The following is a 20,244-nucleotide window of genomic DNA, read 5'->3' as shown; positions in this document are numbered from 1 at the left end:
GCGTATCCTTCGAACACACGTTCGAATATTGGGAGAGCCATCATGCTCCTGGCACGCGATGCGGAGCCCGTCGCCGTCTGGCTGGACGCGTCTGATTTACCGACGCGACTGGTCTACAAAGGCACCCGCTACCGCGTTATCGACACACCAACCCCGCTCCCCCGCGAACCGGAATGGCCGAGCGGCATCTCACATCCACCGGCAGACGTCGTGCTCTCGCTCGGATGGCGCGCAACGGGCCGGTCTGAAAATGATGACCTGCTGGTTTTCGACCTCCGCCTCAACCCCACCGGCTGGGTAGCAGAGCGGATCTTCGAATAGCCGTGGGAGGCAACCGAAGATACCCCGACCTCGCCGACGAGAACCGCGACCGCATCGCCCTCGAGCGCGCCAAACGTGGCACTCCCGTTTCGCTGACGACTACAGAGATCAGATCCACTGGCCCACGTAAGGACGCACCTGACCCAGTCCCTGTCATCGCGACAGTCAGATACCGAGTCAGCTTCGAGGAACCGCGCACCGTCGAGGGTGAGGCGATCGCATGGTCACACGGAGCGGTCCTCGTGAAGTACCAGGAGCCCAACGGCGACGGCGATCAATACGTGTGGGTGTACGCCAACGCCGTTCGACGCCGATCCTGACCAGCCGTGAAGCCCACCCGTCAACGCCGAGAATCGTTGCTTTCTTCGCCCAGGAGCTCTTCGAAGGTCAGAGGGCCGGCCGCACCATCGCGGGATCGAGTTGAGTCGAGAATGTCGCCAAGGTTCTGGACGATTTCGGTTTCATCTGATTCCTGCCACTTGGCCTTTACCGCGACAATTGCGCTTCGGCCAGAAGCACCAAGGTCGTCGATAATGCGTGCGAGGTCAGCCGACTGTGCTTCTCGGGTTCCGATTAGCCCTCTACGGATGAGTTCGGAGAACGTTGCGCGGGTAATGCGCTTGACGTTGTCGTAGGTGATGCGGAACCCGTTCTTTGGTCCGGTACGCAGGCTGTCGTCGTCGATCGCGAGACGGAGGTAGTCGGCCGGGACATAGATTCCTTTGAGGAGCCTCGCGTCATAGAATCGAGCGGCGTCGCGGCGCACGAACTTGAACCAGTACGGCGAGGTCATCCTCCAGTCAGATGCGTTCACCGCCTCGCCTGTCGGGGTCACCATTAGTTTGAGCTGCCGCCGAATCTCGCCCTCATTCTTGTATACCCATTCCTTGGCCCGGCCGGGGCTCTCTTCGGCTTCGAGGCGTTTGTATTGAACTAACGTGAAGACGTTGTTGACGGTGTCCCAGTACACGAGGTCCACTCCAAGAGCCACCTCGAGCGGCTTTTTGTTTACGTTGAAGACCAGGAGCTCGTAGCCCCGCCCTTGGAACCTGGCGACGTGTCCCGCCACCATCTGCGTGATGGTGCCTTTCTCGAATCGCCGAAGCTCCTCGGGAATCAGGTCCTCCTCGTTGTCCGCAAGGTGGGCGTTCTTAACCACCGACGCGATCACATCGTTCGGCACGAGACTCTTCGTGGGGCGTGAGAAGACTGACTTGTCGAGACCAGGAATGTCAGCGATCTCGATGGCCAGACCGATCGCATCGCGTGACTCCTGAACCTCCTGCAGTCGTGATGAATCTGCCGGTGCCTCGACCGCCAACGACTCGAGCCACGAGCGAATATCTGGATTCTCCGCAAGTCCTGCAAGAATGCCGCTGGCAGCGGTCGGCGGAAGCTTTGTGGGGCGCAATTCCGCGGGCCAACCGGCTCGTGTAACCCGTCCGGCGACCCGCAGGTCGAGCTTGGCCAGGAGGCCATCTACGTCAATCGCCTCTACGAACAAAAGCGGTTCGACTCGAATGCGTCGTCTTCCCTGTGCGACATGAGTCGCCGACTTGACGATACCAAGCGCCTCAACAGCCCGTCCCCCGTTTTCATTGGTCACGATTCCGACTAGGACGGCGCCATGAGTTGGCACGTGGTGCGTGTTGACGATCTCGGTAACGTAGTCACGATCGCGTTCGCGACTCTCTTCGAGCCGATCATTCGCGTCCCACAGATAGACCGCGGCCAAGAGTGCCTCCCGTTTTTACCGTCCAACGTAGCGATCAGGCACGCGGACTAGACATGTCAGATCCGCCCGAGCCGATGCGTACCAATACTTTGTCCTAGTGCGGCGCGTGCGCTGGACAGCCACGACCCGTTCGCCCGATACAACTGGCCATCGGCGACGGCTTCTATGCACCAGGACACGATTCGGATGCGACGCGAACTTTAAGCCCGCCACCCGCCTCTCAGTCTGCGTGAATTCATCCGGCTTCAGTCAGTCGGTGAGGGACTGACCCCGTGGATCGTCGAGATGCTCGACAGCAAGCCGCGAGAGAACCCAGCAACGCTCGCAACTCAAGGGGAAGCCATCATGCAGGTGATGGTTGCTCCGTTTCAGCTGGTCGCCCATAGGTGGAGCATGGAGCCTAATGGCGCAAGAACGCTCCGAGTTCAATTCGACAACGCCGTTGATCGCGTCCTCCTGGTGACGCGAACAGCGGACGACGGGAACCCAGGCAACAACCCAACGAAGACTCCCCTCTTTTGGCTCCGCCGCTAGGAAGTCTCCGGACAGCGTTCGACGTGGCAGCCCGCTCACGCATGAAACGAACTGGCCTCGCTCGCGGCTCGGACCTCTGGCCGCGCGTCGTGGGGTTGACCCTCAGAACTCGCCGCCAGGGTAAACGTCGTCCGGCAGGACGAAGCATGCAGAGAACGATGTCACTTCGAGTTCTTCAGCGCTCTTCGTTCCGGCGCCGACGAGGTAGTTCTCTTTGCCGTCGTGGGCGATCAGCTGAACTGTCAGGTCCCCGTTGATGTCGGCGTACTGTTCTGGCGTGAGGTCGCCGTTCTCGTCGTAGTGCTCGGCGATGGTGGTGACGAGGGGCTCGACGTCCGCGCCCGGGGCGAGCTTTACGGTGGTTCGCCCGGTCCATTGGTACTGCGTGTCGTCACAACTCAGCAGCGTTCCGGTTGCGCCCTGTGTGGTGGTGACGATCTGGTCGCTTGGGATGAGGGCGACGATCTCATTCTCTGTTTGCTGCGCGGACTTCTTGGCCTCTTGCCATGTCATCGATTCGTCCACCTCAGGTTGAGTGGTTGCGCATCCAGCGAGCGTTGCCAACGGAATGAGTAGGGCGATGGCGAGCAACGCCGGGCTAAGTCTGGAGGTCATTTGTTCAACCACAGTTCGAGGTCACGGAGCATTCTGGCGTTGTCGCTACTTTGTTCAAGCCCCGTCGCGACGAGGTTGTGGTTGTTGAGAAGCACTTCGTACGGGGCGGCGTTCGTTGCGTTGAGGACGTGCGCGCTGTTGTCCAGCACGCTAGCCGTTGGGTCGAGCGCAATCCCGTCGAGGATCTCATCGTCAGGGCCTCGATAGTAACCGCCATGCTCGAAGGCGGGGTCTTCGCGTGGGTTGCTGCCTTCCCAGACGACGCCGAGATGCTGTGCCGTTTGGAGCAGATCCCGATAGGAGAAATCGGAGTACTGGGTGCTCGGGTCTCGTTCCCATCCTGGAGGCATGCCCGCTCCGGAGAGCGAGACGACTTTGTCGTAGTGGGCGCCGGCCACTTCGGATGAAGTGATGTTCGCGAGTCCCCAACTGTGGCCGATGGCGATTTGCTCCCGACCGCCGAGCATCGGGTCGAATCGCATGCTTTGTTCGAAAGAGGCGAGAGTCTTTCCTGACTGGCTGCCGAGGCCTTGGTCGTTGGCCTCTCCGATGCGAAGCAGGTTCATGTCGCCGGAGGTCTGGTTCTCGCCGGGGAAGACGCCGTCCTTGTAGACGAACGCCACGGTGCTCGAGTCCTTGCCGTTCAGGTACGCGGAGATTTGCTGGACCCCGCCCTTGTAGAAGTCGAAGAGGCTCGTGAAGGTGCCCGGCACGTAGGTCACGACTCTCGTCGTTTCGGTGGTCGGGGTACCGACCATCTCGATGACGCGGGACGCGTCGCGGTCGTAGAGGTACAACTGCACGTTGCCTGCCACCACCTGCTTCAGGTAGGCGATCTCTTTCTCGAGGATGAGACGTTCCTCGTTTCGTCCCCCGTGCGGCACTCGACCACGGATCTCACGACGCGTTTCAAGTGAGTGGAGACGTTCCTTCGATTGTGCGAGTAGGGTCACCGCGTTCCGCCGGTTGGCCGCCACACGCACCAGGGCCGGCAGCCCGTTCAGCGCGCCCAACAGCGCGGCACCGCTCACGAGCAATGCTGTGCGCTGACCGTCGTCGAGTGCTCCCCACCATTCCGCGACCGTGGCTGGGTCTACTGTCTCGTGCTGTTCGAGGAGTTCCGGATGAGCTTGAAAGAGGACGGCAAGATCGGTAGCCGAGAGGTCGGACAGCCGTTCGAGCAGCGCGCGGCCGGCCGGCGCCTGTCCCGTGCCGCCAAAGCCCCAGAGCGAGCCGAGGACCTCGGCCGACTGCAGCGCCGCGACCGTGCGTTGATCCAGGTCCTCGCGCTCACTAACGAGCCGGCTCCATCGAGCAGAGAGTTCGGCCTGGCGCTGTTCTGCCTGCGAGATTCGCCATTGCACGTCGTCGCGGTTGCGCTCCCAGCCGGCGTAGAGCACCGGGTCCTTCAGCATCAACGACTCGTCGGAGGACGCCATCGAGAGTTCGGTCTGGAGACCTTCCAGCTCGGCCTCGTTGCCCCACCGGTCACGCTCGATCGCTGCCTGATTCGTACGCAGCGCCTCCAGGTCGTTGGCATACTGCGCCAGCACCTTGCCCTGCTCGCGGAGCCCGTCCGCCAACAACGTCAGCTCAGGCACAACCGCGGAAGCCCTCGACACGAAGGCGGCCTTCGCCGCACCAGCCCACACCTCATCGCCGACATCCTCCGCCGCAGAGACGCGACGACGCGATTCGCGTGCATCGCTCGCCGCATCGGATCTCGCGCCGGCGATCTCATGGATACCCGCCGGCGAGCCCGCACCAGGATCCTGCCAGGACCACGCCATTACGCACCGCCCGCGAGCACGGCGTCAAGATCATCGAAATCGTCGACGACCTTCGTCGGATGAGCCACCAGCTCGCTCAGCATCCGTTCAACGACGGATCGGCGGGCCTCGAGCAACGACACGGTCTCGACGAGCGCCGATTCGACCAGCGCAGACCCAAGAACGCGGGAATCGACATGAACGAGATCGCGTCGGTATGCGAGGAGGTCGGCGGACCGTTGGAGATCAGCGGAGAGTTGCTGAAGCGATGACCGCTCGATCGTGAGGTCCGCCATCACTCCCCTAAGTTCTGCGCACGTGGGCTAAATCCTATTGGCGGCAAAGGGAACTGGAGCGCACCTGTGCACAGTCGCGCAACGCGGGTCGCTTGAGCTGATGTTCGTGCGATCCGTGGGTTCACAGCCGGCACCACAGCGGACGATTGCTGGCAACTCGTCCGCGTAGGCTCCTCACCATGGCTGAAGACGTTCTCCTCGCGACTGAGCCAGACTGTCCGAACTGCGGCACCCGGTGCACGCCGGGGCTCGCGGGCATTCCATACTGCCGGACATGCAAGGTCGCTGTGATCTTCCACTGACCGCGGGGCGGACCAGTTGTGAGCGCCGCACCCAGCCGGTTCAGTCGGCGATCGAGCGCCCGCAACCGGATCCCGCTCTGCGACACGGGTCTCGGCGTGGTCGAAAGGTAGCGTTGTGTTTCTGAGCGAGATCGCTCTGGATAGGGGCTCGAGGAGGAGCGTCGATGGGTTCTCTGGTCTGGAAGTTGTCAGCCGTCGGGCTTGTCATCGTGGCGATGAGTGGATGCTCCGCAGGCGACGGTCCAAGTGAGGGCAAGCCGGCGGGCGGGGGTGGCATCGAGATGGCCGTCTCGCAGACCTGTGCTTCGGGATCCGCACCAGAGTGCGTTTCGGTGAATGGCGAGTACGTGATGATCCTCGAATCGGACTTCGTTCATGCTGGCGTCGAAACGGCAGAAGCTGTTTCGGATGGCAATACAAATGCGGTTGATGTGAAGTTCGACAAGGACGGAGCAGCCGTCTTCGAGAAGCTGACCGCTGCGGCAGCCGAATCTGCAAGCACCGCACGCCTGGTGATCAAGGCAGGCGATGAGGTGCTCTCGGCCGTCACAGTGGTCGAACCGATGCAGGGCGACACCGCCGTGATTGCGCTCCCGCCGGAAGCCAACCCTGATGAATTGGTCGAGATGATCCGCGGCTCCTAAGCGGAAGCGCAGCGGCCCCCACAGGGGATCGCTCATCGAGCCGACGTCTTGCGCACGCCTCTACTCAAACGGATCGCACGATAGCCTCTCGAACTTCTCGTAGCTGGTTGGAAAGCTCGCGGAGCCATCTTGCATCGTCGAGTACGTCACTTGCCCGGGCTGCATTTCCGCGACCTCGTCCGCGGAGATCCACAACGTGAGGGTGCTGTCCGCCTTACCCGGCGTTGACGCAGCAAAGCTCGCGGAGCGTCCGTCCATGAGGCCGACGAGCTCGGTCTGGCTTCCGATGCGCGCACTTGTCGTCCCACCATCTGGTTCCGGAAGATCCCAGGAGCCAAGTGGCGCCGCAGCTTCGGTGACCTGTCGGCCGGAGAACGCGGTGGGAGCCGAGCGACATGCGCGCACAACTCCGTGCATGTCGCCCGAATCGTCGAGATACAGGCCTGCGTACCCAGTCGCAGAGGGTACGCACCCTGTCAACGCCACCACCAGTGCGGTCACGACGCACCCAGTCGCGCCTCGCTTGACTGCCTTCACGATGCTGAACCTACTTGGGCAGGCAATGCCGTCGGCGGTTCGAGCTGCAACGATTCGGATACGACAACAACGGTGGACCATATTGCACGGACGTTCAATGCGCGGCGCTCATTGGGTGGCGAGGTCACTTGTGGATCGACTACGGGCGCGACGGAACACCGTGGGCGTGGCGTGGATTGCCATAGCGTGGACGAGATGAACGAGGTACGTCTCGCCGCTCGGCGCTCGCGCGTTTCGACAACGCTCGCGATCGCGCTCTGCTGGGTGCCACCGGCGATCGCGATCGTGTTCACCGTGACTTGGTCGGAGCTGCTCGCGCTCGATCTTCCGACCCGTTGGAGCGGCGACGACGTCATATCGACCATGCCCGGCTGGGTCGTCGCGCTCGGCGCGATCGTGATCAGCGCGGTTTGCAGCGCTCTTGCAACGTCGGCCATCACCAGCCCCGACGCAACGCCCGCCGCGATCATCTTCAGCGCCGGACTGTCCGCGGTCGCCGCGTCCGTCTGGATCCTCATCGGAAGCGAATCGATGTCCCGTGGTGCTGGCGGCATCAGCCCCCTCGCCGCTGTGAGCCCGTTGCTCGTGCTGTGGGGATTGCTGCCGTTGGCCCTCAGCCGAGCTCGTGCCCAGCACCGATCCCAAGAGGTGTGACCGATCCTGCACGCGGCAGGCAGCCCGGTGAGCGATCCCCCAGCGGGCCCGGACTGCACCGTCGACCCAGGCAGCTTTGCTACCGTGAAGCGCTCAGAGGGTGCAACCCCGGTGCACTGCAATTTGACTATGGCAGCGTTGGTGGGACCCACCGGGGCAATGTAGCCAGACCCACCTCACCGCGTTCGGAGTGTCGCGGGTAGCGTTGCTGGACCCACCTCCACGGTTAGGGCAATTGATGTTTCGGTTGCTCAAGGTGGAGGTTCGGGATGAGGTCTCGGGTGGATGTCTTCGCGGCGATCCGGCGTGATGCGCGGGTGGAGGGGCTCTCGATCCGGGAGCTCGCTCGACGCCATGCGGTGGGCCGTCCAACAGTGCGGTTGGCGTTGATGCAGGCGGCACCACCAGAGGCAGTACCGAAGGTCCGGCCGGCACCACGGTTGGACAAGTTCAAGCCCGCGATCGACGCGATGCTGGTTGAGGATACGACGGCGCCGAGGAAACAGCGACATACCGCCCGTCGGGTGTTCGCAAGGCTCATTGAAGAGCACGGTGCGACCGAGCTGTCGTACTCCACGGTCCGCAACTACGTTCGTCGCCGCCGACCCGAGATCGACGCGGTGGCCGGCCGCCAACTCGAGGCCTTCGTCCCCCAACTACATGCCCCCGCGGCAGAAGCCGAGGTCGACTTCGGTGAGGTCTGGGTGGTCTTGGCCGGAGTGAAGACGAAATGCCACATGTTCACGTTCCGTCTCTCGTACTCGGGTAAGGCGATTCACCGGGTCTATTCCACGCAGGGGCAGGAAGCGTTCCTCGAGGGCCATATCGACGCGTTCGACGACATCGGCGGGGTGCCTGTCCGGCACATCAAGTACGACAACCTGACTTCGGCTGTGACGACCGTGATCTACGGCACGGGGCGGCGACGGACAGAGAATCCACGGTGGGTGCTGTTCCGCTCGCATTACGGGTTCGATGCGTTCTACTGCCAGCCCGGAATCGAGGGTGCGCACGAGAAGGGCGGCGTTGAGGGTGAGGTGGGGCGGTTTCGCCGGAATCGCCTGTCACCGATGCCTGTCGTTGACACGCTCGCGGAACTGAATGAGAAGGTTCGCGGCTGGGATATCGCCGACGAAGCGCGCCGGGTCGATAACCGGATCCGCACGGTCGGTGAGGACTTCACCCTCGAGCGATCGTTGCTCGCAGCACTCCCGGCGGAGCGGTTCGATCCCGGATTGACGTTGACGCCGCGGGTTGATCGGTCGAGCCTGATCCGGGTCCGGATGGCGTCATACTCCGTCCCTGTCCGGTTCATCAACCGGCCGGTGCGGGTGTCGTTGCGGGCATCAGAGGTGGTCGTGTTCGATGGCCGAACCGAGATCGCCCGGCACCCGCGCGTCACCCAACTGCACGGCCAGTCCGTGGATCTGGATCACTACCTGGAAGTGTTGAAGACGAAGCCTGGCGCATTGCCGGGCTCGACCGCGTTGGCACAGGCCCGCTCGGCTGGCACGTTCACGACGACGCATGAAGCGTTCTGGGCTGCAGCACGACGAACCGACGGGGATGCCGCGGCGACACGGGAACTCATCGACGTGCTCCTCCTGCACCGCACGATGGACGCCGTCCACGTGATCGCGGGACTACAAGCTGCGCTGCGGGTAGGTGCGGTGACCGCAGACGTCGTCGCGGTCGAAGCCAGACGCCACGCCGCCGGTGGGTCCGAGTCGAACCGTGATCTCGTCGCTCACGGTTCAGAGCACGAGCAACACGACGGGCAATCGAGCCGGTCCCGGGTCGTAAGTATCACTCAACGTCGCCTGGCCGATCCGGCTGCGGTGATCGCAGGCTTGCCTCCTGACACCAGACCGATGCCGTCCACAGCGAAATACGACGAACTGCTCACCCGACGCACCACTGCCACTGCCACTGCCACTGCCACCGAGGAGACTGCCTGATGAGCATGGCCGCACCGACCCTGCGCCGACGGCGCGGGATGACCGAGCAAGCCGCGACCGCCGCAGTCGATCAGGCCTGCAGACGTCTACGCCTGCCAACCATCCGCGCCCTCGTCGATCAAGCCGTCGGAATCGCGCAGAAGGAACAGCTCTCCTATCACGGGTTCCTCGCCGAGCTGCTGCTCGCCGAATGCGATGACCGCGACCGGCGTTCCTCGGTCCGCCGAGTCAAAGCAGCCGGATTCCCCCGCGACAAGTGGTTAGGTGACTTCGATTACGACGCGAACCCGAACATCAACCCCGCCACCGTCAACACCCTCGCCACCGGCCAATGGGTTCAGAAGGGCCAACCCCTCTGCCTGATCGGGGACTCCGGAACGGGAAAGAGCCACCTCCTCATCGGATTGGGCACCGCGGCCGCGGAGAAAGGATTCCGGGTGAAGTACACCCTCGCGACCAGGCTCGTGAACGAACTCGTCGAAGCCGCCGACGAGAAGACTCTGGCACGCACCATCGCCCGCTACGGCCGCGTCGATCTCCTCATGATCGACGAGCTCGGCTACATGGAACTGGACCGACAAGGAGCCGAGCTCCTCTTCCAAGTCCTCACCGAACGCGAAGAGAAGAACTCTGTCGCGATCGCGTCCAACCAATCCTTCGGCGACTGGGGCCGCACCTTCACCGACCCCAGGTTGTGCGCCGCGATCGTCGACCGCCTCACCTTCAACGCCACCATCATCGAGACCGGCACCGACTCCTACCGACTCGCCCACACCAAACAACAACTCGCAACCAGCACCTAAACCGACAAGGTCCGCGAATACTTGCATGACCGCGAGTGGCCGCGGAGATACTGGTGACATGGGATCAACTCGCCGCGCTGGCGCGGGCTCAGTGCCGATGCGCCGACGAGTCTTGGTAAGTCTTGCCGTCGCTTCGGCGGTTGTTCTGCTCATCATCGGTGGACGCGTCATTTCCGAGGGTGCGGCCGAGTCGACCGGCCTGGCGGTCTTTGATGTCCCGCCCCGCGACCGCGTCGTCCCCGGGTCGCGGTACATCAGCACCCAAGCTGTGTACGGTAAGTTCATCGGCGTGCACTTAGGCGAGGACTACTGCTTCTTCTACTGGCCCGTCAGGGGCGAGCAGCCGCACGTTCAGGTGATCTGGGCCGGCCCGTTACAGTTCGCCGCATGAACGCTCACCGCATAGTGGCCCTGGTCGGAGCCCTGGCGCTCGCTCTCGTGGGCAGCACAGCGGCGGTATTCGCGATCATCGCGCTCACGAACGACAACGTGTTGGTTATGGCATGCGAACAGCCCGAAGGAATCCGCTGCTCGGACCACTTCTTTCTCGGCGACGAGGGCTACCAGAACACGCTCGGTTCAACGTTGATCGCGGGCGCCCTGTTGCTCTGGTTCAGTGCGGGAGTCGTGGTCGCGCTGGCGGCGGGGGTGCCCACTCCGCGCCTGACGCGCCGACGGCGCGGCGAGGTTGACCGCGCCGCCAGCAGTTGGTGGTCAGCCCCCGAGTAGGTTCCAGGTGGGGTTGTTGTCGAAGAATGCCTTGATATTAGCGATGTACCCGACGACGGAGCACTCGCGTGCGCCCTGCACCCCGACACAGGTTTTCACGTTGTTTCCGCCGGTGTTGACGCCCGTGATAACGCCAAACCCGACCACGCCACCGTTCCAGCCTGCGACGACGGGGCCGCCACTGTCACCCATGCCGAAGAGCGGGGTGTCGCTGGTCGAGTGCACGGTGACGAGGTTGTTGTAGCAGAGACCGCCATCGGCGACGAAGCAAAGCACATCTCCGGTGGACTGGACTTCTGCGAGACAATTCAGTCCGGAGTATGCACCACTCGGGCAGATGACGTCGCCGGTGACGGGGTAGGAGCGTGCCTTCACTGGGAGGGAGGTGCTGCTGTACTCTGCCCCCGTGTACACGCGCCCCTGAATGCCGGCACCATTCGCAAGGGCGATTCGCTTGAAGTCCGAGCCGCCGGAGTTCCCGTCGGTCATGGTGCCCAAAGCCCAATTGTCGGCACCCGCTTGACCGGACCGCCAGACGTCGCCGATAGCACCACAGTGATCGGCTGTGAGCATCGCGGTCTGGTACCCGCCGGTCACGGGCGCGACCACCGGGAACGCAGACGTACATGCCCCAGCGCCGGGCTTGTAGATTCGCGAGCCACCGTAGAACGGTGACTGGTCGGCCCAGCGCCAACCGCTGGTGGTCTCCGGTTCGTCTGTCGTCGTTTCGACAGCGAGGGGAATGCCGGTGTCCTCTGCCAACGAGGCCAGCTTCTGGGTCGTGGTCTGGTCGGCCGTCGTCGACGGATCGGCGACGGACACCAGGAGGCCGCTATTGTCTTGCGTGGTGCGGACAGAGACGACCGGGACGCCGGCCGCCACTGCGGATTTCGCGAGCTCGAACGCCTCCGCCTCGAGGCGGTCTACGTCGTAGGCATCCTGGACGAAACGGAAGCTGTCACCGACGGCGGCTCGTACGTCGTCCTCGACCTCGGCCGCCTCGCCCTCGAGGACGTGGACCTCGAGAGTTCTGGTCTCGCGATCCCAGACGAGATCGTTGATGTGTACACCATCGGGTCCCTCGACGAGTTGCTGAATCTTCTGCCGCACATCCGACGGGATGCCGCCGGTCTCGGGGAGCGGTTTGCCATCGCGCGGCTTGTCGACCGGACGCAGGACTGTCGCCGCCGCGGTGGGATCGGGATCTGCGGGCGCGGCTTGTGCGGTTGCGGGTACCGCGATCGCCAGAGCCAGGAGCGTGATGCAAGCTGCTGTCGCGACTCCGGTTTTCTTCTGACTTCTCGTTCTCAAGGGTTCCTCTTCTCTTTCCAGCCTGTCCTCGTGGCCGGGCCATCCGCATGGTCCCAACTCGGGATTGGCAAGGTCAATTGTCTTCAGTGGCAATTCCCCGGAGCAGACTTGGTGGGAATCCAGTTTCCGTATTGGCCACGCCATGGTCGACGAGGCCGTGAAAGCCGCACTCCCACTCGCCGAGCAGCTCGAGGTCTACACGGTGCGGCCCATTCAAGGTCGGCCAGGCGCTTATCGAGCCAGCCAACGCATGATCGAGATATCCGTCCGCGTCGCCCTACTGCGGATGCGCCGGTCGCCCCAGCCCACCTCGCCGAGATCACTAAGCCGGGCGCTTATGCAGGGTGAGACGCCCTCACGTCGTAGTCCTGGATGTCACAACTACCGCCTGCCATAGAGGACCATCACAACGCTCACGAGTCTGCCCGATCCACCCGCCGGCCGAAGCGTACATTGTTCGCCGAGCTATGAGCGTCGCCAGCGGAGCTCCCTGGACGGATCGGTGGCCGGGCACCAAGAGTGACGATTAGCGCTGCGAAAACCCCGTCCGCTCGTCGCTCCCATCCACACGCTGACTTACGGGTTCGGTGTCGCCGATGCGCCATCGGTGGGTCTGGCTACGTTGCCACGGTGGGTCCGAAGTGATTGACATAGCCAGCAATTCGAGACCGCGGCGTCAGGATCAATCCTCGGTATCGCCGGAGGGTTTAGGTCGCAACGTCAGCATGGTCGGCGTTGTGGTCGGTCCGTTCTGCGCGCGGAGCCCGTCCTGGTAGTGCTGCTGTGGCGATGATCGCGGCTGCGAGGGCGACTAGGGCAGCAATGCCGAACGCGGTGGCGATGCCCCCTATCCCGGATCCGGTGAGGCTTGTCGCTGCGATGCTGGATGCCGCTGACACGCCGATCGCGGCACCGAGCTCGTGGAAGGTGCTGAGTGCGCCGGATGTGACTCCCGCTTCCTCGGGGGCGACACTGCTGAACGCGGAGATTGAGGAGACGACGAAGAGACCTCCGAGGCCCACGGCGCCGATTGCGAGTGCGGTCACGAGCGCGATGGTCTCGTTGGTGAAGTAGGGGACGGCCAGTCCGGCGGCGCTCAGCCCGAAGGCGCTTCCAGCGAGTCTGCGCAGTCCCATCGTCGCTACGAGCCGGCCGGCGAGTTGGGCGCCGATGATGGCACCGACTGCGACGGGCAGGAAGAGCAGGCCTGTCACCAGGGGTCCGTATCCGGCGTGTTCTTGAAGTAGGAAGGAGCCGAGGAAGAACACGGCGATCATCAGGGCGGCTGCGGCCCAGATGACGAACATGCCGGCTGCGACCGGACGTTGCCTGAGGAGCCCGGGCCGAATCAGCGGCGACCGGGCCATCTTGAGACGGAGTGCGAACAGGGCGTAGAGGACCACAGCGATCAGCAGCGAGATCCAGAGCTCTGGTGAGAGCCATCCGGTTTCGCCAGCCATCACCACGCCGTACACTGCTGCGCCGGTGGCGAGCGTGACGAGCAAAGCTCCCAACACGTCCAACCCGGTCCGTGGTCCGCGAGGCAGCCTCGGCAGCAGTCTCGCCAGCATGATGAGCAGGATGAGCCCAACGGGCACGTTCAGGAAGAAGACCCATGGCCAGCCCGGCCCAGCGGTCAGAACGCCACCAAGCAGGACCCCGATTGCCGAGCCCGCACCACCGACGCCGGACCAGATACCGAGTGCCTTACCGAGCTCCGCGCCTTCGAACAGCTTGGGCAGCATCGACAGTGCTGCGGGTGAGAGCAACGCCGCGCCCAGGCCTTGGCCGAGTCTGCCGATGATCACGATCGTCGATCCCTCAGCGAGCCCTGTGGCCAGGGAGGCGATTACAAAGATCGAAAGTCCCAGCATCACGATCGTGCGACTGCCCACCAGATCGGCGATGCGCCCGCCCAAGAGCAGCAGGCCACCGAACATCACCGTGTAGCCGGCGACCACCCAGGTCACCTCCTGCCTGCTGAGCCCGAGATCCGCCTGCATGTGTGGCAGCGCAAGCGCCACCACAGTGACATCAAGGATGAGCATGAATTGCGCGACCGCGAGCAACCACAGCAGTTGCCAACGGCGCGGATTCCTTGTGGTGGTTGGTTGGGAAAACATGAGCTCCCTATCTCGTACACGTATGATGGAGTATGGAGACTATAACCCGTACAGCGGTGTACGACAAGATGCGGGCATGCGATGCGCGCTGATGCCGTACGCAACCGCGAACGGTTGCTAGAGGCCGCGATCGACGCCCTGACTCAGGACCCTGACGCCAGCGTGGCAGGCATCGCTCGCGCGGCCGGCATGGGTCGGATGACGCTATATGGCCATTTCTCCACGCGGGAGGCCTTGGTTGAGGCTGCGTTTGCCAAGGCCATGATCGACGGGGAGGAACACCTCGCGAAGATCGACCTCTCCGGCGACCCGTCGCAAGCCCTCACTCGCTTGATCGAATCGAGCTGGCTGATCGTCGACCGCAATCGGGCGCTGCTTCTTGCCGCACAGGCCGAGCTTCCACCCGGCCAGATCCGCGAAGAGCACCATCGCCCTCGCCTACGGGTTACCGAACTCATACGACGAGGGCAGGCCGAGGGCGCATTCAGAAACGATCTCTCCGAAACTTGGCTTGCCGGGGTCGTGCACAGCATCATTCACGGAGCGACCGAGGAGATCGCCGCAGGTCGCTTAGACCCCACCGACGCCGCCAGAGCGATCGTGGCGACGATCTTGCCCGCATTACGCAATCCCGGCACCGAGTGATCGAACCGTCGAAACCGCGGAAGTTCACAATGAGCCCTGGGCGCCCCGAGGTCCCAGGCGCTAGCCGGAATCGTCGGCCTGGCGTGGGGCTACGCCTGCTGCGCCATGGCCGCCGTGGCGGACATCGCCCGAACCAATGCTGGGAGGGCAACCGCCACTGCGATTCGCTCGTCTTCGGAGAGCTGCTCGACCATGCGTAGGTGTGCGCGATGAATTGCTTGGTCGATCTGTGTCGCGACCTCGAGCCCGTTCTCGCTCAGCGCGATGATTCGAACCCGCCCGTTCGAGGGGTCCGCCGACCTCGTCACCCAGCCCTTTCGATGAAGTGTGTCCACCAACCTGCTGACCGTGCTCTTCTCCAAGCCGAGATGCTCGCCGAGCTCGTTCTGGCTGGCCGGAGCCTGCAGTAACCGCCGCAAGGTCAGAGACTCCGACATGGAAGCGGTGATGCCTGCTTGCAGTCCAGCACCGTCGAGGACCGATCCGAAGCGCACGAGCTGGCGGAGGCCCTCCTCGAGTTCGTGGAGTAGATCCGATGTCAACGCGAGTCTCCCGCCGTCAGTTGTGTGTTGCAACTATAGCGACTATGGTCGCAACTACTAACAGTTGTAACGCGCAACTGTTTGCCCGCTGAGAGAGATGAGAATCGCATGACGTCGCCCGTCCCCCGGTTTTGGTGGCCCACTTTGGTGAGCACGACCGTGACCACCGTCGCCGTGGCTGTGCACCACATCTTCCGCCTGGGACCGGAGCTGATCGTCCCGGGTGTCATCCTGGTCGCGCTTCCGGTGGTCCTGCTTGTCGTGGCACGGGCTCGTAGGAGCCTCGTGGCCTCAGTCGTGTTCGCTGCGCTGGTCGCCCTGATCTTCGTCTGGTTCGGTGTTGTGGACGGTGTGCTTGATCATCTCCTCAAGGCACTCGGTTTGGAGAACCTGACGTTCCTTCCCGGTGGCGAAGCCGAGGTCGTCGCCACCTTCTACTCCCTTGGGTCCGCGAGCACAAGCGCGGCGTTCTACGAGGCCACCGGCGTGGTGGAAGCTCTGGCCAGCATGGTCATGCTCGGATTCGCCGCTGCCTTCGTGGCGTCGCAGATAACGGCTCATCGTCGCGTGGTGTTGGCGGCGGCTTGATCCTAAGGACGAAGGGGAGCGCGGGTTTCGGTTCCCGCGCTCCCCTTTTTCGCCTTTCTCTGTGTTAGGCGTCGACCATTTCCGGTTCGGCGTCCGTGGCGATTCCCCGCCGTTGGCCGCGGAGTGTGGCGGTGGCGATGACGCCTCCGAGGGCCGCGACGACGGCCGCACCGATGAATGCGGCCGAGTAGCCGGCGGTGAGGTCTTCGGCGCCGGTGCCACCGGCTGCGACCATCGAACTCAGTGCGGTGAGGGCCGCGAGTCCTACAGCGGAGCCGATCTGGTAGCTGGTGTTCACAAGCCCTGACGCGACGCCGGTCTCCTCGGGTCGGGCAGCACCGATGGCTGTGCCGAGTGAGGGCACGAAGGCCAGAGCCATGCCGAACGCCGCTAGCAGAGAAGCTGGCAGTACGTCGGTGGCGTAGGTGCCGTCGGGTCGCGCGAACGCGAGCCAGACGAGACCTATTGCGAGGAAAGCGAACCCGGCGACGATGAGTGGCTTGGCGCCGAATCTCGCCAGGAGCCGGGGTGCGACCAGTGTCATGCCCAGCACGATGAGGACCGTCATCGGCAGTAGGGCGGCGCCTGCGGCGAAGGCGCCCGCGCCGAGGACTTGCTGTAGGTAGAGGTTCAGGAAGAACCACATCGGGATCCATGCCGCGCCCAGCAGGAGTTGGGCGATGTTCGCTGCCCCGAGCTGTGGGGCGCGGAAGATGCCCAGACGCAACAGCGGCTGGCGGGAGCGTGCCTGCACGATGAAGAACAACCCAAGGAGCACGGCCCCGCCAACGAGGGCGATGAGGGTCTCAGTCGTCGCCCAACCGACTTCTGGTGCGCGAACGACGCCGTACACGATGGCCGCGAGGCCGCCGGTGCCGGTGATCGCTCCGAGGATGTCGACTGAGCCGTGCTGCCCCGCGACGCGGGGCAGGGCCCGCGGCGTGAGAAGGATGACGAGCGCGGCGATCGGGATGGTGATGTAGAACACCCATGGCCAGCTGGCGTACTCGGTGAGCACGCCGCCGAGGAACACGCCCGCGGTGCCGCCGATCGGGGCAGCCGCACCGTAGACGGCGAACGCTCGAGGCAACTCGTTCGTGCCGCCGAAGAGCGCCATGAGCAGGCTGAGGGCGGCTGGCGCGATCAGGGCAGCTCCGGCACCTTGAACGGCGCGTCCGGCGATCTCGAGTGCGACGTTGCTGGCCGCGCCGGCCAGCACGGATCCAAGCGCAAGGATCACCCAACCGCTGACGAAGACCTTGCGGGCGCCGAGCAGGTCAGAGAGCCGGCCGCCTAACAGCAGGAGCCCCCCGAACGCGACGACGTAGGCGTTGAACACCCACGACAGCGACTCGGGCGTGAACCCGAGTTCTGCCTGTATGTCAGGCAGGGCCACGCCGATGATGGATGTGTCCATGATGACGACGAACTGGGCCGCGGCGATGAGCGCGAGCCCGAGCCACCGCCGCTTGGCTGGAGTTGTGCGTGATGACATGATCGGTTCTCTCTTCCAGTAGATACCCTGTGGGGGTATTACCGTATACCCCCGGTGGGTATTCCCAAGCTGCGCAACTTCTTGAGAGAAGGGCCGTCGACCTCGCGCAGTGGCAGCTGCGGTGGAACCAGCCCGCAATGGGGCGAAATGGGGCCGTGAACCGCCGGGTCCTCGCCAAGGAGACGAGTTGCTAGACGGCGCGAGCAGCAGTGCTGGTGTCTCGGACCGTATTCGTCACGAGGGCGACGATGCGTCGGGCCGCAACCATGTCGGGCACATTGCCGACAGCCCCGATAGCGGCCACGACGTAGGCGGCCAGCTGATCGGGGGGCACGTCGGCGCGAGCCCGGCGGGCCTCGACCTCGGTCGCGATGACGGCAGCGAAGAGCTCGCGCAGCTCCGACTCGGCCGGTGCAAGGCGGATGGGACTATGCAGGTCTTCGCCGGCACCGGCGCCGTGGCGGTGGTAGCGGAGCCGTGCGTACGCTTCGAGCATGTTCTCGAGGCGGACCTCGGTCGGACTCTGCGCTGCGATCTCCCGAAGTCGTGAGAGATGTCGGCCCATCTCGCGCTGCTGCCATGCCGCGATCGCGGCGGCGGTGTCCGGAACGTACTTGTAGAGCGTGGCCCGGCCGACGCCGGCCTCCTCGGCGAGAGCTGTCATCGTGAGGCTGGTCATCCCGTGCCGATGCACCAGGTGCCCAGTCGCGTCGAGGATCGCGTCCAGCACCGCGGACCGGTGCTCTTGGATCGTCGCGCTCCACAGCTTGGGCATGTACCAGATCCTACCTTTTTCAATACAGTTTGACTCCCAAACGGCGGCATGCCTTAATCGAGCCATGACCGAAGATGGAAACCGCCCGCCGAGGTGGGTTACCGTAAGCGCCGCAGCCGTGGCCCTGCTCGTGCTGGGCTTCGTGGTGCTTCACCTGGCCGGCTTCGGCATGGCCGGAATGCACTGATGCCGCTCTTCGGCGCAAAGACCCGCAAGACGTTCCTGACGCTGCACGTCCTAGTATCGGTCGGCTGGTTTGGGGCCGTGGCCGCGTTTCTCGCGATCGCCATTGCCGGCCGCCTGCTAGCTGTAGTTCCCCGTGAGGTTGTGAACGCGGGCTGAGGGTGTCAGGCCGCCGATGCCGGTGTGGGGTCGGTGGTGATTGTAGTGATGGATCCAGTCTTGGTAGGTGGCTGCTCGAGCTTGCTCGCTGTCGTAGACGGCGGCATAGGCCCACTCGGTCGCGAGGGTGCGGTTGAAACGCTCGACCTTCCCGTTGGTCTGCGGCCGATACGCCTTGGTTCGTCTGTGCGTGACGCTCTCGCCGAGGGCATCCGCGAAGACGTGTGAGCGATAGCAGGCGCCGTTGTCAGTCATCACCGCAGTCACGGTCACGCCGATGCTGGCGAAGAACAGGTTCGCGCGGGTCCAGAAGCCGGCGGCGGTCTCCTTGCGTTCGTTGTCGAGGATCTCGGAGTACGCGATCCGTGAATAGTCATCGACCGCGTGATGCAGGTACCGGTATCCGCGTGAGCCTGCCGCTCCGGCACGTTTCGCGCGGATGCGGGCGGTGCCGGCCGTGCGGTCTTGCGCGGATCCGCGTCCGTGCATCCGCCACCCGCCACCATCCGGGATCCGTCCCTGCTTCTTGATGTCCACGTGCACGAGCTGCCCGGGTCGCGAGACCTCGTAACGCACCGGCTTCGGCCTACGCACTGGTAGGCCCGTCGATTGATCGAGGTGTGCCAGCAGTGGTACCTGGTGCCGGACCAGAACGCGGCCGACCGTGGAGCGGTGCAACCGCAGGTGATACGCGATCCGGTGCGGACCCCACCGGCGCGTGAATCGCAGCGCGATGATCCGACGCTCCGTCCGTCGGGGCAACCGATTCGGGGTGCGATGGGGTCGAGAGCTGCGATCCGTCAGTGGCAGTCCGGCACGGTACCGATCAGCCCATAGTTTCGCGGTCGCGGGCGAGCACTGGAAGCGTTCCGCGGCGCGACGCAGCGACCATCGCTTGTCGACGATGAGAACAGCCAGACGACGACGCCCTTCCGGCGTCAAAGGCGCGTTAGCGTGAGTCACGAAGACCTCCGTGGTTCGGATGGTGAGTGTGGTAACCCACATCCTGCCGCGGAGGTCTTCGCCTATCTCAGATGTTCACAACCTGCCGGGGAACTACAGCTAGCCGATCGGGAAGCCTTGATTGGTATCTATGCGGCGCTGGACATTTTGGTCTGGGTGCTCATCGTGCCCATAGCTGGGCTGTCCTTGATCTCCGGGATCGCGCAGGCGATCGGAACGCCCTGGGGGCTTCTTCGTTACTACTGGATCGGCGCGAAGCTCCTGCTCACCGTGGGCGCGACCGTGATACTGCTACTGCACACCGGCGCTGTCGGCGCCGCAGCCGAAGCTGCGCGCGACGGCGGCCGGCATTTCGACGCGCTTCGCACGCAGCTCGTGGTGGATTCCGCGGCCGCACTCGTCGTACTTGCCCTGGCGACCGTGCTTTCCGTAGTCAAGCCCCGCGGCATGACGCCGTGGGCGAATCGAGCCATCCGTCGCGAGAACCAAGCCACCGCCCGCTAGTCTTCCGCCCGGTCTCGCGCGTTGAGGAATACGCCCGGGGGGTATATCGTTGGTGACGT

Annotated in this window: 21 protein-coding genes; 11 read left to right on the top strand and 10 right to left on the bottom strand. The window is 64.1% G+C overall.

Annotated features, from left to right (window positions below; all coding sequences use genetic code 11):
• The first annotated feature begins 42 nt into the window (after positions 1-42).
• Positions 43-321, top strand: coding sequence for a hypothetical protein (locus tag ASE68_RS20095; protein WP_157421521.1), 279 nt, complete (start codon positions 43-45; stop codon positions 319-321).
• A gap of 340 nt (positions 322-661) precedes the next feature.
• Here the strand turns inward: ASE68_RS20095 and ASE68_RS20090 are convergent, their stop codons facing one another.
• From ASE68_RS20090 to ASE68_RS03140, 4 genes are all read right to left on the bottom strand, one after another.
• Positions 662-2,056 (bottom strand): hypothetical protein, encoded by a 1,395-nt coding sequence (locus ASE68_RS20090; protein WP_157421520.1) that lies wholly within the window; start codon positions 2,054-2,056, stop codon positions 662-664.
• 636 nt (positions 2,057-2,692) lie between these two features.
• Complete coding sequence (locus ASE68_RS03150) at positions 2,693-3,205, bottom strand: hypothetical protein (protein ID WP_055855096.1); 513 nt, start codon at positions 3,203-3,205, stop codon at positions 2,693-2,695.
• Positions 3,202-4,995: a hypothetical protein gene (locus ASE68_RS03145; RefSeq protein WP_055855094.1), complete on the bottom strand. Its 1,794-nt coding sequence runs from the start codon at positions 4,993-4,995 to the stop codon at positions 3,202-3,204. Before ASE68_RS03145 ends, ASE68_RS03150 begins: the two co-directional genes overlap by 4 nt.
• Positions 4,995-5,270: a hypothetical protein gene (locus tag ASE68_RS03140; protein ID WP_055855092.1), complete on the bottom strand. Its 276-nt coding sequence runs from the start codon at positions 5,268-5,270 to the stop codon at positions 4,995-4,997. The genes ASE68_RS03145 and ASE68_RS03140 overlap by 1 nt, the downstream gene beginning before the upstream one ends.
• Before the next feature lie 466 nt (positions 5,271-5,736).
• On the opposite strand from ASE68_RS03140, the gene ASE68_RS20085 reads away from it, so the two are divergent.
• The 6 genes from ASE68_RS20085 to ASE68_RS03105 all read left to right on the top strand — a co-directional run bounded on the left by ASE68_RS20085 (position 5,737) and on the right by ASE68_RS03105 (position 10,897).
• Positions 5,737-6,216, top strand: a complete 480-nt coding sequence (locus tag ASE68_RS20085) for a hypothetical protein (protein ID WP_157421519.1) — start codon at positions 5,737-5,739, stop codon at positions 6,214-6,216.
• Positions 6,217-6,939: 723 nt separating this feature from the next.
• Positions 6,940-7,407: a hypothetical protein gene (locus ASE68_RS03125; RefSeq protein ID WP_055855086.1), complete on the top strand. Its 468-nt coding sequence runs from the start codon at positions 6,940-6,942 to the stop codon at positions 7,405-7,407.
• A gap of 269 nt (positions 7,408-7,676) precedes the next feature.
• On the top strand, positions 7,677-9,365 hold the full coding sequence (gene istA / locus ASE68_RS03120) for an IS21 family transposase (RefSeq protein WP_055855084.1): 1,689 nt from the start codon (positions 7,677-7,679) through the stop codon (positions 9,363-9,365).
• Entirely contained in the window at positions 9,365-10,168 is an 804-nt protein-coding gene (gene istB / locus ASE68_RS03115; RefSeq protein ID WP_055855082.1) for an IS21-like element helper ATPase IstB, read from the top strand. Before istA ends, istB begins: the two co-directional genes overlap by 1 nt.
• A gap of 58 nt (positions 10,169-10,226) precedes the next feature.
• Positions 10,227-10,559, top strand: a complete 333-nt coding sequence (locus ASE68_RS03110; RefSeq protein ID WP_157421518.1) for a hypothetical protein — start codon at positions 10,227-10,229, stop codon at positions 10,557-10,559.
• The gene (locus ASE68_RS03105) at positions 10,556-10,897 is read left to right on the top strand and encodes a hypothetical protein (RefSeq protein ID WP_157421517.1); all 342 of its coding nucleotides are present in this window, start codon (positions 10,556-10,558) and stop codon (positions 10,895-10,897) included. The genes ASE68_RS03110 and ASE68_RS03105 overlap by 4 nt, the downstream gene beginning before the upstream one ends.
• On the opposite strand, the gene ASE68_RS03100 is transcribed toward ASE68_RS03105, so the two are convergent.
• Positions 10,883-12,208 (bottom strand): hypothetical protein, encoded by a 1,326-nt coding sequence (locus ASE68_RS03100; RefSeq protein WP_147309084.1) that lies wholly within the window; start codon positions 12,206-12,208, stop codon positions 10,883-10,885. The genes ASE68_RS03105 and ASE68_RS03100 overlap by 15 nt on opposite strands.
• Before the next feature lie 707 nt (positions 12,209-12,915).
• Entirely contained in the window at positions 12,916-14,331 is a 1,416-nt protein-coding gene (locus ASE68_RS03095; protein WP_055855072.1) for an MFS transporter, read from the bottom strand.
• Between the two features lie 81 nt (positions 14,332-14,412).
• Between ASE68_RS03095 and ASE68_RS03090 the strand changes: the two genes are divergently transcribed.
• Positions 14,413-14,976, top strand: a complete 564-nt coding sequence (locus ASE68_RS03090; RefSeq protein WP_055855071.1) for a TetR/AcrR family transcriptional regulator — start codon at positions 14,413-14,415, stop codon at positions 14,974-14,976.
• Positions 14,977-15,065: 89 nt separating this feature from the next.
• On the opposite strand, the gene ASE68_RS03085 is transcribed toward ASE68_RS03090, so the two are convergent.
• The gene (locus ASE68_RS03085; RefSeq protein WP_157421516.1) at positions 15,066-15,518 is read right to left on the bottom strand and encodes a MarR family winged helix-turn-helix transcriptional regulator; all 453 of its coding nucleotides are present in this window, start codon (positions 15,516-15,518) and stop codon (positions 15,066-15,068) included.
• Between the two features lie 159 nt (positions 15,519-15,677).
• On the opposite strand from ASE68_RS03085, the gene ASE68_RS03080 reads away from it, so the two are divergent.
• Entirely contained in the window at positions 15,678-16,106 is a 429-nt protein-coding gene (locus ASE68_RS03080) for a hypothetical protein (RefSeq protein WP_157421515.1), read from the top strand.
• Between the two features lie 64 nt (positions 16,107-16,170).
• On the opposite strand, the gene ASE68_RS03075 is transcribed toward ASE68_RS03080, so the two are convergent.
• Together ASE68_RS03075 and ASE68_RS03070 are read right to left on the bottom strand one after the other, a co-directional pair.
• The gene (locus ASE68_RS03075) at positions 16,171-17,601 is read right to left on the bottom strand and encodes an MFS transporter (RefSeq protein ID WP_055855064.1); all 1,431 of its coding nucleotides are present in this window, start codon (positions 17,599-17,601) and stop codon (positions 16,171-16,173) included.
• 190 nt (positions 17,602-17,791) lie between these two features.
• The gene (locus tag ASE68_RS03070) at positions 17,792-18,376 is read right to left on the bottom strand and encodes a TetR/AcrR family transcriptional regulator (RefSeq protein ID WP_055855062.1); all 585 of its coding nucleotides are present in this window, start codon (positions 18,374-18,376) and stop codon (positions 17,792-17,794) included.
• A gap of 64 nt (positions 18,377-18,440) precedes the next feature.
• On the opposite strand from ASE68_RS03070, the gene ASE68_RS20820 reads away from it, so the two are divergent.
• Positions 18,441-18,563 carry a hypothetical protein gene (locus ASE68_RS20820; RefSeq protein ID WP_255353491.1) on the top strand — a complete coding sequence of 41 codons (123 nt, stop codon included), beginning with the start codon at positions 18,441-18,443 and terminating at the stop codon, positions 18,561-18,563.
• A 116-nt stretch (positions 18,564-18,679) separates the two neighbouring features.
• On the opposite strand, the gene ASE68_RS03065 is transcribed toward ASE68_RS20820, so the two are convergent.
• Positions 18,680-19,681, bottom strand: a complete 1,002-nt coding sequence (locus ASE68_RS03065; protein WP_055860585.1) for an IS481 family transposase — start codon at positions 19,679-19,681, stop codon at positions 18,680-18,682.
• Between ASE68_RS03065 and ASE68_RS03060 the strand changes: the two genes are divergently transcribed.
• Positions 19,673-20,185, top strand: a complete 513-nt coding sequence (locus ASE68_RS03060) for a hypothetical protein (protein WP_157421514.1) — start codon at positions 19,673-19,675, stop codon at positions 20,183-20,185. The genes ASE68_RS03065 and ASE68_RS03060 overlap by 9 nt on opposite strands.
• Positions 20,186-20,244 lie beyond the last annotated feature (59 nt).

It is taken from the genome of Agromyces sp. Leaf222, assembly GCF_001421565.1.
Classification (GTDB): Bacteria; Actinomycetota; Actinomycetes; order Actinomycetales; family Microbacteriaceae; genus Agromyces.
The sequence above is the reverse complement of the archived record's forward strand: the minus strand, read 5'-3'. Positions and strand labels throughout refer to the sequence as shown.